The following is a 14964-nucleotide window of genomic DNA, read 5'->3' as shown; positions in this document are numbered from 1 at the left end:
CATCATCCAGGCTGGTGCGGGAACATGGCGAACGAAAGATCGTCCGTGAGCGGGGTGGACATGTGCCCCTCGCCCTCGGTGTCCTCGAAGGAGAGCAGCGCACCCGGCCCGAACTCGCGCCGTTCGCCGTTCGACACCGTGACGGCCGCCCTGCCGGTCAGCACGACCAGCCACTGCCTGCGCGGCGCTACGTGCAGCTCCCACTCCGGCGTGCCGCCGGACGGTTGCTCGACGACGAGCATCCCCGCCGCCGCGAACGGCCCGGACACCAGCAGCGGTGGCACGCCCTCGACCGTGACGGTCGGCGTGCCCTCCACCTCGACGTCCTCGAAGGCCGACCTGCCGTTCTCGTCCGCGAACACCCGCACGTAACGCATGATCCGCAGGCTACTCCGCGTGAGATCAGCTCTTCTGGCTCTGGGCGTGGACGTCCCAGCGCACGCTGGTCACCGCCGGTTCGAGGGACAGCCGGCTCACCGCCGACTCCATCTGCTTGTCGTCGCGCTGATCCGCGGTCAGTTCGGCGCGGACCTCGACGTGACCGTCGTCGCCGGTGTTGTCGCTGGAGACCGACGCGAGCTGGAAGTCCGTGCGCCCCAACGCCTGCACGAGCAGGGCGCGCACGTGCGCCTCGGCGTCGTCCTTGGTCACCGCGCGGAACGTGTAGACCGTCGGCGTCTCGTCGCCGGAGTCGGGGCGGCGGTCCACGGCGCGGCCGAGCGGGCGCAGCACGATGTTGACCGTGACCACGGCGACCGTTCCGGCCGCGGCGACCTGGTAGAGCCCGGCGCCGGCCAGTGACCCGACCGCGGCCGAGCACCACAGCGTCGCCGCGGTGTTCAGGCCGCGCACGGTCAGGCCGTCCCGCAGGATCACTCCGGCGCCGAGGAACCCGATGCCGGACACGACCTGCGCGGCCACCCTGGTGGGGTCCGCGCCACCGAGACCGCCGAACCCGTGCGCGGACAGCAGCACGAACAACGTCGAGCCCGCGGCGACCAGTGCGTTGGTGCGCAGGCCCGCCATGCGGGCGCGGTACTGCCGTTCGAAACCGATCGCGGTGCCCAGCGCGACTCCCGCGCCCAGGCGCAGCAACATCTCCGCAGTCGTCATCGCCGCGTTCGCCTTTCTGAGGGTGTGGTGAAGACGGCTCGGACGAACGTGATCGCCCGCAGCCGAGAAGGACGCCGAACGAGGTCAGCGTCGAGCACCCTCGGAAGAGGTGAGGGTGCGCCCGCCGGTCTGGGTACTGTCGCCTGGCATGTGCCGCTCACCTCGCTTCCGCGCGTCGGTCGGTGGAAAACCGCGGCAAGCCTACTCCTGGGCCGCTCCGGTGGTGTTCCCGCGTGAGAGGACTCACGCGACGGCGCAGGCGGTGTCCATTGTGGATCTTGAGGGCGGCGGCGGGCGTCCGGGGGCAACCCGCCACCTGGCTGGAACCACCCCGCCGACCGGCTGGACCTGACTCCACAGTGGACCGTTACGGGCCGCGTACTTCAGGCACCGCAAGAGAAATTGGACATTAGCCACTTCGCGGCAGGAGTGGGAACCTTTTGCGCGCAACGGCCGTGGCGTCCGAGGCGGACGGTGTCGCGGTGGCCGGCGAGAGCTAACCTGGTGGCGAGGCGCCGATGTCGTCGACTCGGCCTCGACCGGAGGAAGTGAGCGCATGGGCAACCTCGGAGTACCCGAGCTGCTGATCATCGGTGTCGTGATCGTGCTGTTGTTCGGCAGCAAGAAGCTGCCCGAAATGGCCCGGTCGCTGGGCCGCTCGGCCAAGATCCTCAAGGCCGAGACCTCCGGGCTGCGGGCGGAGGACGAACCGCGGCCCGCGATCAAGCCGTCCGACACCGCGCAGGCCGGCACCGCGCAGGCCGGCACCGCGCAGGTCGACGCCGCACAGGTCGCGCGGCTGCAGCAACAGGTGGACGAGCTGCAGCAGCAGCTCAAGAACGCCCAGCAGGGCCCGAAACCGGCGAACTGATCCCGGCGGCGGGCCTGGACGAAGGAGGAAGGTCTGCATGGAGCGCGGGGCCGGACCACGGCGCAGGTCTCTGGCCGACCTGCCCACCGAGCGAACCGATCCTGTCCGGCCACCGGCTCCGCCGCGGGCGCGACGATCACGCGCCGCCACCGGGGTGCGCGGCACCGGGAAGGCGGTCGTGAGCCTGCTGTCGGCGGCGGTGCTCCTCGGGTGCGGCTACGGCTACGTCAACCTGAGGTCGTTCCAGAGCCAGCTGGCCACCACCGACGTGATCGGCCACGACGCCGGCGGGGAGAGACCGCGGGACGGCTCGGTGGACATCCTGCTGGTCGGCATGGACAGCCGCACCGACTCGAAGGGCAACCCGCTGCCGCGGCAGGTGCTCGACGAGCTGCAGGCCGGTGGCAGCGACGACGGCGGGTTCAACACCGACACGATGATCCTGCTGCACCTGCCCAACGACGGCAGCAAGGCGGTCGCGATCTCCTTCCCCCGCGACTCCTACGTGGACATCGCCGGCGGCTACGGCAAGCACAAGCTCAACTCCGCCTACGCGGCCGCCAAGAACGACACCGCCGCCGCACTGCGCAAGCAGGGCAGGACCGACGCGGCGGACATCGAGACCCGGTCGCGGCAGGCGGGCGCGAAGAACCTCATCGCCACCGTCCAGGACCTCACCGGCGTGACGATCGACCACTACGCCGAGGTCAACCTCGCGGGCTTCTACGAGATCACCAAGGCCGTCGGCGGCGTCGACGTCTGCCTCACCCACGCGGTCGACGAGCCCAAGTCCGGTGCCCGGTTCAGCGCCGGTCAGCACACCGTCGCCGGCAAGGACGCCCTCGCGTTCGTGCGGCAGCGCTACGACCTGCCGCGCGGCGACCTCGACCGCATCGTCCGCCAGCAGGTCTTCCTCGCGGGTCTCGCCCGCAAGATCCTCTCCGCCGGCGTGCTCACCGACCAGGGCAGGCTGCGCGACCTGATCTCCGCGGTGAGCAGGTCGATCGTGCTGGACGCCGACTGGGACGTGCTGGGGTTCGCCGGGCAGATGCAGGGCCTGACCGGCGGGCACATCGAGTTCAAGACCATCCCGACCGGCCGGCTGGACCTGCGGACCCCCGAGGACGGCATGGCGGTCCAGGTCGACCCCGCCCAGGTGCGCGCGTTCGTCCAGTCGCTCACCGCGGACCCGTCCAGGACGACGGCCCCTCCCACCAGCCGGCCGGATGCGGACAAGGCGGGCGTCACGGTCGACGTGCGCAACGCCTCGAACCGCCCGGGCGTGGCCGCCGCGGTGCTGAAGTCGTTGGTGGCAAAGGGTTATCTGGAGGGAACCGCGGCGAACGCCGAGACGGTCCTGGCGAGTTCGGTGGTGCTGTACGGCTCCGGCGCGCAGGCCGGTGCGCAGGCGGTGGCGCAGGAGCTGGGCGGCCTGCCGATCCGATCGGACGCGGTCGTTCCGGCGGGACGCGTGCGGGTGTTCCTCGGGCAGGACTACTCCGGCTCGGCCGCCGACCGGTTCGGCGGCGGCGCCGGACTCGGCCTCGACGGCGCCCGGCGCCAGCCCGCCACCACGCAGCCGGCGCCCGCCGAGCCGGAGATCACGGCGGGCGGGGTCACCTGCGTCAACTGAAGAGCGCCGGCCTCCCCGGACGAACCGGGGAGGCCGACGCTTTCAGCTGGGGCCGATCAGCCCTCGACGCGGTGTGACGCCCAGAACGACGTCAGGTCCGTCGAGCCGGCCGCGGCCTGGGCCGCCGCCTTGAAGTCGGCCGTCGTCGAGACGCCGTACCAGTGCGACTGGGCGTAGGACTTCAGCAGGTTCGCCATCGCCGTGTCACCGATGAGCCGCCGCAGGTCGTGCAGCGTGCACTTGCCGTAGTTGTAGACGACCGTGGAGTAGCGCGAGGAATGTGCGTCCCAGTACGCCATCGAGTTGCTCAGCTTCTCCGCGCTCGACTGCCAGGTGATGCCGCAGCCGCTGCCGGTCACGCCCCGGTAGAGGTCCGTGGCGTAGTCGGTGAAGCTCTCGTCGAGCCACGGCGAGTTGTACTCGTCGTTGCCCACGATCCCGTAGAACCACTGGTGCGCCAGCTCGTGCGGGAGCGCCACGTTCGACACCAGGTCGAGCACGAACCCGGGGTACTCCATGCCGCCGAACCAGAAGTTGTTGTCCAGCACGACGTCCATCTCCTGGTACGGGTAGTCGCCGAACCTGCCGGAGTGCACGTCGAGCGCGTCCTTCGCCAGCGTGAGCATCGAGCTCGCGCTGCTGCTGGAGATCCCGCTGGTGCCGTAGACGTTGACCTTGAAGCCCTTCGCCGACGTGCCGGAGATCTTCGAGAACGGACCCGCCGCCCACGCGAACTCGCGGACGTTGGCCGCGGTGGCGCGGGTGATGGTGTTGCTGCCGCTGACGGTCTCGGTCGACGTGCCGGTGGCGGGCGTGAGCAACGACGTCGGGTGCGTCAGGGTGACGTCGAAGTCGCTGATCACCGCGTAGAACGACTCGCCGTTGTTGGTGTACGGGTCGAGGTGCCAGCCCGCGCCGTCGCGGACCGCGAGCACCGGCAGCGCGTTGCCGATCATGTTGTACGCGCCGTCGTGGCCGAACCGGTCGGCGCCGCTCGGGACGACGATGCCCAGGTCGAACCCGATGGTCGCGGACTGTCCCTGGGCCAGCGGCGCCGGCAGGGTGATCTTGAGCGCGGTGCAGTTCACGCTCAACGCCGACGGCGTGCCGCCGCTGACGTTGGTGACCGTGATCGGCGTCGCCGGGCAGCTGCCGTGGGCGTTGTCCCACAGCCGCAGGTACACCTCGGGCAACGCGGTCGGCGCGCCGTTGGTGAAGGTGACCGACTCGTGGCCGGTCCACGTGTCACCGGTGGTGTTGGACGCGAGGCTGACCGTGTACTTGGGACTGACCGGCGTCCGCGTGCCGTCGGCCGGCGGCTGCGGGCTGTCCGACGTGGTGAGCGCGACGTCGTCGAGCAGGAAGTTGGTCACCAGGCTGGAGTCCTCGGTGCCGGTCACCTTGAGCGTGACCGTCTGCCCGAGGAACGCCGACACGTCGACGCTCTTCTGGACGTACCCGGTGTTCTTGTCCAAATTGGAGTAACTGGCGACCGTCGTCGAACCGACCTGGACCGCCAGCTTGTCGTACTGGGTGCTGCTGGTCGTCTCCTTGGTGTCGATGTGCAGCCAGTAGGTCAACGTCGCCGATGCGCAGCCGGCCGGCAGGGTGACCGACTGGGACAACGTGTCCGTGTGGGTGGTGCCGTCACCGCCGAGCCACGCGACGGTGGTGCCACCGTGCGCGGGTTCGGCGGTCGTCCCGGCGGAGATGACGCCGGCCGTCTGGGTCCACGGCGTCGTCCCGTTCTCGAAGCCGCCGTTGCCGACCACCTGGTCCCCGCACGCGGCGGCGAACGCCGGCGTGGCAGGGGTGGTGAGACCGAACAGGGCGGTGACGAGCGCGAGCGCGGCAGGGAGCGCTCTTCTGGTCATCGGAGGAGTCCTTTCTGCAGGGGCAGGCACAGGGTCATCCGATGGGAGGGCGTCGAGCAAGGTTCGGTTGTTCACTGGGAACGAAGAAGACCGGTTTGTCCTTCGGTGTCCCGCTCCTATGTGGACGGTGCCGGACCGACGAGCTCCAGGAGCCAGGCGCTCCACGCCGTGTCGGCGCGGTGCTCGGACAGTTCGAGCGCGGCGGTCACCGTCTGGACCAGCCCCGTGGCGAAGAACGTGCGCACCCGCGACCCGTCCGCGCCCGTCAACCGGGCGATCGAGGCCATGAGATCCAGGTGGCGTCGTCGCACCGCCTCCTGCACGTCCGCGTCGGCCGCCGCCGCATAGCCGTGCAGCATCAGCAGACCGATGGTGCGGTCCTCGCGCACGAGCCTCCGGTAGGCCTCACCCAGGTCCGGCAGGGTCGGCTGGGCGCTCTCGAACGCGGCCTCGATCTTGGTGTACGCGACCTCGACGACTTCGAGGAACAACTTCTTCTTGGAGCCGAACATCTGCACGATGCGCGGGTGTGAGATGCCGGCTCGTTCCGCGATGGCGTCCAGCCGTCCGCCGGCCAGTCCGTTGCGGGCGAACTCGAGTGCGGCGGCGTCGAGGATCACCGCCCGGCGTGCCGCGGCGGGCAGGCGGACGGGGGTGGGTTCGCTCATCCCCGGACCTGGCGCTCCACGAACTTGTTGTCGTACAGGCAGCGATAGGCGTGGACCAGTCCGTTCTCGCCCAGCTCCAGCCGGTCGTCACCGTGGAACTCGACGCGCCGGTCGGTACCGGCGACGGTGCCGCTGAAGCGCCATGCCACCAGCACCGCACGCCGGCTCGTCTCGGCGTAGCAGCCCTCGCGCGTGAACGAGAAATCGGGGAACGTGCGGGCCATGTGCGCGACGAAGTCGCGGAGGGCCTCACGTCCGTGCGCCGTCGAGCGGAGCGCGGGTTCGTCGTAGACGAGGTCTTCGGAGCACAGTGCCGCCACCGCGTCGGCGTCGCGGTCGTTCCACGCCTTCGCCCAGCGGTCGTAGAAGTCCTCGACCGCGTCGACGTCGGTGACAGCCTTCTCAGCCATGATGTTCACGGCAGCTAACTTACAGGTTAGTAAGAAGTGTGTCACCTGGTCGCGTCGTAGCGCTCCCGTGCGGCCATGACCTCCGGCATCTGCGCCTCGACGTCCTGGATGAGGCCGATCAGCAGCCCGGCGGTGTGCCTGCCGCGGTCGGTCAGGCTGTACTCCACCTTGGGCGGGATCGTCGCCTGCGCCTCGCGGTGGACGAACCCGTCCCGCTCCAGGGCCTGCAGGGTCTGCGCGAGCATCTTCTCGCTCACCCCGTCGACCCGGCGGCGCAACTGGTTGAAGCGGAACGTGCCCTCGTGCAGGGCGACCATCGCCAGCGTGCCCCACTTGCCGGTCAGGTGCTCCAGCGTCGAACGCGACGGGCAGCGCTGTGCGAACACGTCGAACAGGAACTCGTCCTGCTCGTCCACGGAACTCGTCACATCGCTCACGGCTCTCATACTACCCAATACGCCGCACGACGTAAGAGATCGTACTCACTCAGGGGTTGCACTTTCGAAAAGTTTGTACAAACCTGGGTGAAGTACAGACGCGAAGGAGAACCTCGATGATCGTCGTCACCGGTGCCACCGGACACCTCGGCCGCCTGGTCGTGGAAGCGCTCGCCCAGAAGGTCCCCGCAGGTGAGATCGTGGCCGCGGTCCGGAACCCGGAGAAGGCCGCCGACCTGGCCGCGCTCGGTGTGCAGGTGCGCGTCGCGGACTACGAGCAGCCGTCGACGCTGACCGAGGCGTTCGCGGGTGCGGACAAGGTGCTGCTGGTCTCCAGCAGCGAGGTCGGCCGCCGCGTCGCCCAGCACACCGCCGCCGTGGAGGCCGCCAAGGCCGCCGGCGTGAGCCACCTCGTCTACACCAGCATCCTGGGCGCCGACACCGCCACCATCAGCCTGGCCCCCGAGCACAAGGCCACCGAGGAGGTCATCCGGGACTCGGGCCTGACGTTCACGTTCCTGCGCAACAGCTGGTACACCGAGAACTACGAGCAGGGCGTCGCCCAGGCGCTGGCGACCGGTGCCGTCCTCGGCAGCGCGGGCGAGGGCGAGCTCGGTGGCGTGCCGCGCGCCGACTACGCCGACGCCGCCGTCGCGGTCCTCACCGGCACCGGCCACGAGAACAAGGTCTACGAGCTCGCCGCCGACGAGGCCTGGAGCTACGCCGATCTCGCCGCTTCGGTCGCCCGGATCTCCGGCAAGCCGGTCTCCTACCAGGACGTCCCCGCGGCGCAGCACCGGAGCATCCTGGTGGGTGCGGGACTGCCCGAGTTCGTCGCCGACATGCTCGTGGACGCCGACCGCGCGATCGCCGACGGCGAGCTGGCCTCCGACAGCGGTGACCTGCGCGCGCTGCTCGGCCGCCCCACCACCGGCCTGGACGACGCGGTCACCGCGCTGCTCAAGAACCTGGGCTGAGCGCACCGGATCCGGCACGGCCCTCGTCCGCGACCTGCGGGCGGGGGCCGTGCCGTGCCGGGGCCCGGTTGAGCCGGATCATCACGTCGAGACCTCCGCCCGGCGCGTCCAGGAAGGTGAGGTCTCCGCCGCTGCCGCGGACGAGCTGGGCGACGATGGCGAGGCCGAGACCGGTGCCTTCGCCCGTGGTGTCGCCGCGCCAGAACCGTTGGCAGGCCTGGGCCTGCTGTTCGGGTGTCATGCCGGGCCCCTGGTCGGCGACGTGGAGTTCGACGTCGTGGCCGGGCACCGTGGCGAGGGTGATGGTGCTGTGGGGTGGCGCGACGCGCAGGGCGTTGGCGAGCAGGTTGTCGATGATCTGCTCGACCGCCTCCGGGAGAGCCGCCACCGGGCCGGCCGCGGTGCCGCGCACGGCGATCGTGACGTCGTTCTCGGCGGCGAACGCGGCCCACGTCTCGGCTCGTTCGGCGACCACGGCGTCGATGTCGACCGGCTGGGCCCTGGTCGCGCTGTTCTCCAGGCGTGCCAGGGCGAGCAGGCCGTGGACCAGGCGGTCGAGCCGGTCGATCTCGGCGAGGGTGTCGTCGAGATCGGAGTGAGCGTCGGGGTGCAGCCGGGGTTCGAGGTTCTCCAGCCGCAGCCGCAACGCGGTCAGCGGTGTCTTGAGCTGATGAGAGGCCTCCGCGGCGAAGGAGTGCTGGGCCTGCAGCAGGTGTTGCAGGCGGGTCGCGGTGGCGGTGAACGCGGCGGCGACGCGGCGCAGCTCCGGTGGGCCCGCGTGCAGGTCGGGCGGGTCGGACAGCACGCCGCCGGCGAACGAGGCGGTGGCGTGTTCGAGGGCGCGCAGCGGCCGGGTGACCCAGCGGGAGATCGCGAACCCGATGACCGCGGCGATCGCGAGCACACCGAGGCCGGCGAGGGCGAGGATCACCCACATCCGCCGCACCTGCGCCGCGACCGAGGCGGTGGACGCGGACACCCGGACCGCGCCCCGCACGAGCGTCCCGGACGACGCGGGTCTGGTGACGGTGAGCACGTCACCGGGGCGGGTGCTCACCGTGGGCCTGTTGCGCAGCGCGTCGGCGATGTCGGTGGAACCGGAGAGATCTGTTCTGCGCGGCACGGCGGTGCGGGAGTCGATGAGCAGCGCGCCGGTGCGGTCGACGACGGTGACGCGGGTGTCGGTGCGGGTCGCGTAGTCGGTGATGAGCTCGGGCAGCGCCCTGGTGTCGCCCTGCTCGATCTCCTCCTCCGCCAGTTCGGTGAGCATCACGGCGTCGCGTTCGACGGCCTGGGTGAACCGCGCCGCCTCGACCCGGCCGTAGATCACGCCGAACGGGATCTCCAGGCCGAGCAGCACCAGCAGCGTGATGCCCAGGAAGCTCAGCAGCAGGCGCCTGGTCATGCCGATTCGGCCGTGGCACCGGGAACGGTGAGCCGGAACCCGACGCCGCGCAACGTCTCGATCCAGGCCGGGTCGCCGAGCTTGCGGCGCACGGCCGCGACGTGCACGTCCAGCGTCTTGGTCGGGCCGAAGAAGTGCGGTTCCCAGACGCTGTCGAGGATCTGCTGCCGCGAGCACACCGCGCCGGGGTCGTCGGCGAGCAGGGCGAGCAGGTCGAACTGCTTGGGCGCCAGCTCGACCGGTTCGCCGTGCAGGTGGACCTGGCGGGTGCGCCGGTCGATCACGAGCGGCCCGAGCCGTTGCGCGGTGTCCGGGGTGGTGACGAGCCGCGTCGCCGGAACGGCGCGGCGGGTCACGGCCCGGATGCGCGCGACCAGCTCGCGCAGGCTGAACGGCTTGGCGAGGTAGTCGTCGGCGCCGAGCTCCAGGCCGACGACGCGGTCGGCCTCCTCGCCGCGCGCGGTGATCATGATGATCGGCACGCCGGAGCTCGCCCGCAGGTGCCGGCACAGGTCGATGCCGTCGATGTCGGGCAGGCCGAGGTCGAGCAGGACCATGTCCACCGGTGCGGCGGCCAGCGCCGCCGCACCGGTGCACACGCGGTCGACGTCGAACCCGTAGCGCCGCAACCCTTCCGCGAGGGGCAGCGCGATCCGGTCGTCGTCCTCGATGATCAGGATGCGCATGGTGTCGGAGCCTCCGTCAGCTACTACGGCCGACGACACCACCGCGTTCACCCCGCCCGGCTCAGCTGCCGTCGCCATCGCCCTGGCCGGCCTCGTTCTTGGTACCGGTGACCTGGTAGGACTTGTCGAGGTACACCTCGACGCTCTGGCCGTTCGCCTGCTTGATCTCCACCGCGTACATGCCGGGCTTCTCGGTGTCGTGCTCGGACTTGGTGACCGTGCCGGGGTACTTCGCGAGCGCCGCCTGCTCGGCCTTCTGCTTCACGTCACCGGTGAGCGGCTCCTCTTTCTTCTTCTTGTGGCCGTGCGCCGGCTTCTTCGTGGCGGCCGCCTGCTGGTTGGCGGCGGGCGTGCTCGACGTCTGCGCGTTGCCGCTGCCGCACGCCGCGAGACCCACCGCCAGCAAGGCGACGGGAACGAGCATCCGGAACTTGACCTGCATGGGACCTACCTCCGCAACGCCGGGGAACTGACACCCGAAACGCTAGGAGCCGCAAGGGAAAGCGAAGGCCAAGCGACGGCCACCCTCAGGCCAACATGCGCACGCCGAGGCCAATTCTCGGCCGTGCTCAGAATCCGGTCAGGAACAGCACGCCCGCGACCAGCAGCCCGGCTTCGACGAGCACGACGAACACCCGGTCGCTGATCCGGCCGACGACCTTCCGGCCGGCCCACGTGCCGGCCAGGGTGGCGGGCGTGAGCACGAGGCCGTACAGCACCACACGGCTGGTGAGCAGGTCGCCCGCGCCATAGGTGGCGATCTTGGTCAGGTGCAGGGTGAGCGCACTGGCGGCCTCGGTGCCGATGTAGGCGGCCCGGGTCAGCCCGGCGGCGAGGAAGAACGGCGCGGTCAGCGGCCCCACCGATCCCAGCAGTGCGGACCCGAGGCCGGAGGCCGCCCCCACCGCGGCGAAAGTCCTCTCGTTCGGCGGGCGGCGCCGGGTTCGGGGGAGATGCCGCCACCCGACCACGGCGATCAGGAACACCCCGAGCACGACCTTCAACGGTGCGAGGGGCGCCCGTGCCAGCAGCAGGCCGCCCGCGACCGCGCACGGGACCGCGCCGAGCGCGAACCAGCCGATCATCGGCCGGCGCAGCTCGGCGCGGTTCAACCACACGCGGGAACCGTTGCTGGACAACTGGGTCAGCGTCAGCATCGGCACCGCCGCCCGCAGCCCGAACAACGCGGTGAACACCGGTAACAGCAGCACCCCGCCACCGAACCCGGCCACGGCGGACAGCACCGCCAGGCCGAACGCGGCCACCGAGGCCAGCAGCACCTCCGCCGTCACGCGTGCGATCTCACGCGAGGCTTCGGGCGAGAGCGCGACCGGCGGCCCTGCCGGAGAAGATGCAGCCGCCCAGGAACGTGCCTTCCAGCGCGTTGTAGCCGTGCACACCACCGCCACCGAAGCCGGCGACCTCGCCCGCCGCGTACAGGCCGGGCAACGGCGTGCCGTCCGCGCGCACCGCCTGCGAGTCGAGGTTCGTCTGGATGCCGCCCAGCGTCTTGCGCGTGAGCACGTTGAGCCGCACGGCGATCAGCGGACCGTGCTCGGGGTCGAGGAGCCGGTGCGGCTTCGCGGTGCGGACCAGCCGGTCGCCCCAGCTGCGGCGGGCGTTGGCGATGGCCATGAGCTGGAGGTCCTTGGAGAACCCGTTGGCGACCTCGCGATCGCGGGCGACGATCTGGCGTTCGAGCTGGGCGGCGTCGAGCTGCGGGCCGCGAGCGATCTTGTTCATGCCGGCGACGAGCTCGCCGACGGTGCGGGCCACGACGAAGTCGACGCCGTGGTTCTTGAACGCCTCGATCGGGGCCGGGGCGCCCTTGCCGCCGCGGCTGGCCAGCATCTTGCGGATGTCCTTGCCGGTGATGTCGGGGTTCTGCTCGGAGCCCGACAGCACGAACTCGCGGCCGAGGATGGTCTGGTCGAGAACGAACCAGGAGTAGTCGTAGCCGGTCGAGAGGATCGCCTTCATCGAGGCGTTGGTGTCGAAGCCGGGGAAGTTCGGCGCGGGCAGGCGCTTGCCGGTGGCGTCGAACCACATCGACGACGGGCCGGGGATGATCCTGATCGCGTGGTTCGGCCAGATCGGGTCCCAGTTGTGCAGGCCCTCGGTGTAGTGCCACATGCGGTCGCGGTTGACCAGGTTGGCGCCCGCCTGCTCGCTGATCGCGAGCATCCGCCCGTCCACGTGCGCGGGCACCCCGGCGATCATCGTCTCCGGGCAGGGGCCGAGCCGGTCGACCGGCCAGTTGGCGCGGACCAGGTCGTGGTTGTGCCCGATGCCGCCCGAGGTCACGATGACGGCCTTGGCGCGCAACTCGAAGCTGTCCACGGCGACGCGCGACGACGCCTTGCCGCGGTCCAGATCGGACGGTTCCAGCACACTGCCCCGCACGCCCACCGCGGCACCGTTCTCGACGATCAGCTCGTCGACCTGGTGGCGGAACGCGAACCGCACCAGCCCGCGGCGTTCGGCGGCGAGCACGGGCTCTGCGAACACCCGCACCACCTCCGGGCCCGTGCCCCAGGTCAGGTGGAAGCGGGGCACCGAGTTGCCGTGCCCGTCCGCGACACCGCCGCCGCGCTCGGCCCAGCCGACCACCGGCGTGAACCGCAGCCCGAGGTCGTGCAGGTACTGCCGCTTCTCCGTGGCGGCGAACCGGACGTAGGCCTGCGCCCACTGCCGGGCCCAGTGGTCCTCGTCGTCGCGGTCGAAGCCCGCCGAGCCCAGCCAGTCCTGCAACGCCAGCTCGTAGGAGTCCTTGATGCCGTTGCGCCGCTGTTCGGGGCTGTCGACGAGGAAGAGCCCGCCGAGCGACCAGAACGCCTGGCCGCCCAGGTTGGCGCGGTTCTCCTGGTCGACGACCAGCACGCGGCGGCCGGCCCTGGTGAGCTCGTAGGTGGCGACCAGGCCGGCGAGACCGGCTCCGACCACGATGACGTCTGCTTCGTCGCTCATGACTGCTGCCTGCTTTCGCTGCTGTACGCGGTGACGACGTGGGTGAACAGGGTGGTCCGGCGCTGCTGGACGGTGGCGTCGCCCGGTTCGCTGAAGCACTGCAGCGCGGTGCCGTCGTGCACGGCGACGAGTGCCTGGCCGAGTGCGCCGGGATCCGGCACCGTGCGTCCGACCGCGGCCAGCGCCGTCAGCAGGTACGGCATCAGGGATGCCGAGATGGCCTGCTCGCGTTCGACGATCACCCGGCGCAGCTGCGGGTTGCGCAGCGCGTGGGCGGTGAACTCGGTGCTCACGCGGTACCAGCCCTCGTCCATCGGCACGGCCCGCAGCAGGTGCGCGACGACGCCCTCGACGTCGGTGACCGCGGCCTGCTCGAAGGCCTCGAACGCCTCGCGCATGCGGGTGATCAGCTCGGTCGACCAGTGCTCCCAGACGGCGAGGAACAGCTCGTCCAGTGAGTCGAAGTTCGAGTAGAACGCTCCGCGCGTGTACCCGGCTCGCGCGCACACCTGGTCGACGGTGGAGCGGCCGAAGCCTTCCTCGGCGAACACCGCGAGCGCCGCCTGCAACAACCGCTGTCTCGTCTCGGCGCGGCGTTTGGTCACCCGCCGTGCTCCTGGCTCCGCCACAGTCCCACCTCCGTTCGATACATCACTGTATCGGATACGTCAGTGTATTGAAAGTGGTCTTCGGCTCAGGCCGACGCGGGCACGGCGAGGTTCACCACGACGGCGTGGATCAGGCTCGCCACGCACTCCCACTCGTCCAGCGGCATCGTCAACGGCGGCAGCAGCTTCAGCACGTGCCCCGCGCCCGCCGTCTCGGCGATCACGCCCGCTCGGTACAGCTCCTCGCGCACGCGGCTGGTCAGCGCGGGATCGGTGAACCGCAGACCGCTCATCGTGCCGCGACCGGCGACCGACGCGGTCCCGTCCGGCAGCGAGTGGACCACCGCGTGCAGCGTGGCGCGCACCGCGCGGGCCAGCCGGGCGACGTGCGTGGTGAAGCCGGGGTCCCGCCACAGCTCCACCGCGGCCGTTCCCGCGACGAAAGCCAGGTTGTGGCCCCGGAACGTGCCGTTGTGCTCGCCGGGTGCCCACTGGTCGAGGTCGCGCCGGATCAGCACGGCCGCCATGGGCAGACCCATGCCGCTCAGGGACTTCGACAGGCAGACGAGGTCGGGGAGGACGCCGAACGGCTCGAAGCTGAAGAACGACCCCGTCCGGCCGCAGCCCGCCTGGATGTCGTCGACGATCAGCAGGGCGCCGGTGCGGTCCGCGAGTGCCCGCACCTCGGCGAGCCACGTTCCGGTGGCCGCGGCCAGGCCTCCCTCGCCCTGGACGGTCTCCAGCAGGATCGCCGCCGGTGGTTCGGGCAGTGCGTCGAGGACGAGCGGTTCGCCGTAGGGCAGGAAGGTCACGTCCCGCAGCGGTGTGCCCGCCGCGCCGCGCAACAACGGTGACGTGGTCGCCGCGAGTGAACCCAGTGAGGCGCCGTGGAACGCGCCGCGAAACGCCACGACCCCCGTTCTCCCGGTCACCTTGCGCGCCAGCTTCAGCGCCGCCTCGACGGCGAGCGTCCCGGCGGGGCCGGGGAACTGCACGACGTGCGAACCCATTCCGCGCGGTTCGAGGATCACGTCGCGGAAGCGCTCCAGGAACGACTGCTTGGCGGTGGTGTGCAGGTCGAGCGACTGCACCGGGCCGCCGGACGTGAGGTACCGCACGACGCGGCCGACCATCTCCGGCGGGTTGTGGCCGTAGTTCAGGGCTCCCGCGCCGCACAGCAGGTCGACGTACCGGCGGCCGGTCGTGTCCCACAGGTGGTGGCCCTCGGCGCGGGTGAAGACCGCGGGGAAGTCGCGGCAGTAGCTGCGGACGTTGGACTCCGTCAGGGCGAAGACGTCAGTCATCGGGATGGCTC

At 70.8% G+C, this 14964-nt stretch carries 16 protein-coding genes; 3 read left to right on the top strand and 13 right to left on the bottom strand.

Annotation, left to right across the window (positions count from 1 at the left end):
* Nucleotides 1-2 precede the first annotated feature (2 nt).
* Both ACWEIJ_RS04835 and ACWEIJ_RS04830 read right to left on the bottom strand, forming a co-directional pair.
* A complete protein-coding gene (locus tag ACWEIJ_RS04835; protein WP_449835839.1) occupies nucleotides 3-377 on the bottom strand; it encodes a hypothetical protein in 375 nt (124 codons plus the stop codon).
* 25 nt (nucleotides 378-402) lie between these two features.
* Complete coding sequence (locus ACWEIJ_RS04830) at nucleotides 403-1113, bottom strand: MgtC/SapB family protein (RefSeq protein ID WP_449835838.1); 711 nt, start codon at nucleotides 1111-1113, stop codon at nucleotides 403-405.
* A 556-nt stretch (nucleotides 1114-1669) separates the two neighbouring features.
* On the opposite strand from ACWEIJ_RS04830, the gene tatA reads away from it, so the two are divergent.
* Together tatA and ACWEIJ_RS04820 are read left to right on the top strand one after the other, a co-directional pair.
* A complete protein-coding gene (tatA, locus tag ACWEIJ_RS04825; protein ID WP_449835837.1) occupies nucleotides 1670-1984 on the top strand; it encodes a Sec-independent protein translocase subunit TatA in 315 nt (104 codons plus the stop codon).
* Between the two features lie 178 nt (nucleotides 1985-2162).
* The gene (locus tag ACWEIJ_RS04820; protein WP_449835836.1) at nucleotides 2163-3617 is read left to right on the top strand and encodes an LCP family protein; all 1455 of its coding nucleotides are present in this window, start codon (nucleotides 2163-2165) and stop codon (nucleotides 3615-3617) included.
* A 56-nt stretch (nucleotides 3618-3673) separates the two neighbouring features.
* Here ACWEIJ_RS04820 and ACWEIJ_RS04815 read toward each other — a convergent pair whose 3' ends face one another.
* The 4 genes from ACWEIJ_RS04815 to ACWEIJ_RS04800 form a co-directional block, all read right to left on the bottom strand.
* On the bottom strand, nucleotides 3674-5491 hold the full coding sequence (locus ACWEIJ_RS04815) for a M1 family aminopeptidase (protein WP_449835835.1): 1818 nt from the start codon (nucleotides 5489-5491) through the stop codon (nucleotides 3674-3676).
* Nucleotides 5492-5607: 116 nt separating this feature from the next.
* Nucleotides 5608-6159 (bottom strand): TetR/AcrR family transcriptional regulator, encoded by a 552-nt coding sequence (locus ACWEIJ_RS04810; protein WP_449835834.1) that lies wholly within the window; start codon nucleotides 6157-6159, stop codon nucleotides 5608-5610.
* Nucleotides 6156-6569, bottom strand: a complete 414-nt coding sequence (locus ACWEIJ_RS04805) for a nuclear transport factor 2 family protein (protein ID WP_449835833.1) — start codon at nucleotides 6567-6569, stop codon at nucleotides 6156-6158. The genes ACWEIJ_RS04810 and ACWEIJ_RS04805 overlap by 4 nt, the downstream gene beginning before the upstream one ends.
* Nucleotides 6570-6610: 41 nt before the next feature.
* Nucleotides 6611-7006: a winged helix-turn-helix transcriptional regulator gene (locus tag ACWEIJ_RS04800; protein WP_449835832.1), complete on the bottom strand. Its 396-nt coding sequence runs from the start codon at nucleotides 7004-7006 to the stop codon at nucleotides 6611-6613.
* Between the two features lie 116 nt (nucleotides 7007-7122).
* Here ACWEIJ_RS04800 and ACWEIJ_RS04795 point away from each other — a divergent pair, with 116 nt between their 5' ends.
* Nucleotides 7123-7983, top strand: a complete 861-nt coding sequence (locus ACWEIJ_RS04795) for an SDR family oxidoreductase (RefSeq protein WP_449835831.1) — start codon at nucleotides 7123-7125, stop codon at nucleotides 7981-7983.
* Here the strand turns inward: ACWEIJ_RS04795 and ACWEIJ_RS04790 are convergent.
* The 7 genes from ACWEIJ_RS04790 to ACWEIJ_RS04760 form a co-directional block, all read right to left on the bottom strand.
* On the bottom strand, nucleotides 7967-9388 hold the full coding sequence (locus ACWEIJ_RS04790) for a sensor histidine kinase (protein WP_449835830.1): 1422 nt from the start codon (nucleotides 9386-9388) through the stop codon (nucleotides 7967-7969). The genes ACWEIJ_RS04795 and ACWEIJ_RS04790 overlap by 17 nt on opposite strands.
* Complete coding sequence (locus ACWEIJ_RS04785) at nucleotides 9385-10152, bottom strand: response regulator transcription factor (protein WP_449835829.1); 768 nt, start codon at nucleotides 10150-10152, stop codon at nucleotides 9385-9387. The genes ACWEIJ_RS04790 and ACWEIJ_RS04785 overlap by 4 nt, the downstream gene beginning before the upstream one ends.
* Entirely contained in the window at nucleotides 10136-10516 is a 381-nt protein-coding gene (locus ACWEIJ_RS04780) for a hypothetical protein (RefSeq protein WP_449835828.1), read from the bottom strand. The genes ACWEIJ_RS04785 and ACWEIJ_RS04780 overlap by 17 nt, the downstream gene beginning before the upstream one ends.
* 127 nt (nucleotides 10517-10643) lie before the next feature.
* Complete coding sequence (locus ACWEIJ_RS04775) at nucleotides 10644-11366, bottom strand: sulfite exporter TauE/SafE family protein (protein WP_449835827.1); 723 nt, start codon at nucleotides 11364-11366, stop codon at nucleotides 10644-10646.
* Between the two features lie 10 nt (nucleotides 11367-11376).
* Nucleotides 11377-13041: an FAD-binding dehydrogenase gene (locus ACWEIJ_RS04770; RefSeq protein WP_449835826.1), complete on the bottom strand. Its 1665-nt coding sequence runs from the start codon at nucleotides 13039-13041 to the stop codon at nucleotides 11377-11379.
* On the bottom strand, nucleotides 13038-13646 hold the full coding sequence (locus tag ACWEIJ_RS04765; protein ID WP_449835825.1) for a TetR/AcrR family transcriptional regulator: 609 nt from the start codon (nucleotides 13644-13646) through the stop codon (nucleotides 13038-13040). Before ACWEIJ_RS04765 ends, ACWEIJ_RS04770 begins: the two co-directional genes overlap by 4 nt.
* An 89-nt stretch (nucleotides 13647-13735) precedes the next feature.
* Nucleotides 13736-14953 carry a diaminobutyrate--2-oxoglutarate transaminase gene (locus tag ACWEIJ_RS04760; RefSeq protein WP_449835824.1) on the bottom strand — a complete coding sequence of 406 codons (1218 nt, stop codon included), beginning with the start codon at nucleotides 14951-14953 and terminating at the stop codon, nucleotides 13736-13738.
* Nucleotides 14954-14964: the final 11 nt, after the last annotated feature.

Source organism: Lentzea sp. NPDC004789 (assembly GCF_053601075.1).
The sequence above is the reverse complement of the archived record's forward strand: the minus strand, read 5'-3'. Positions and strand labels throughout refer to the sequence as shown.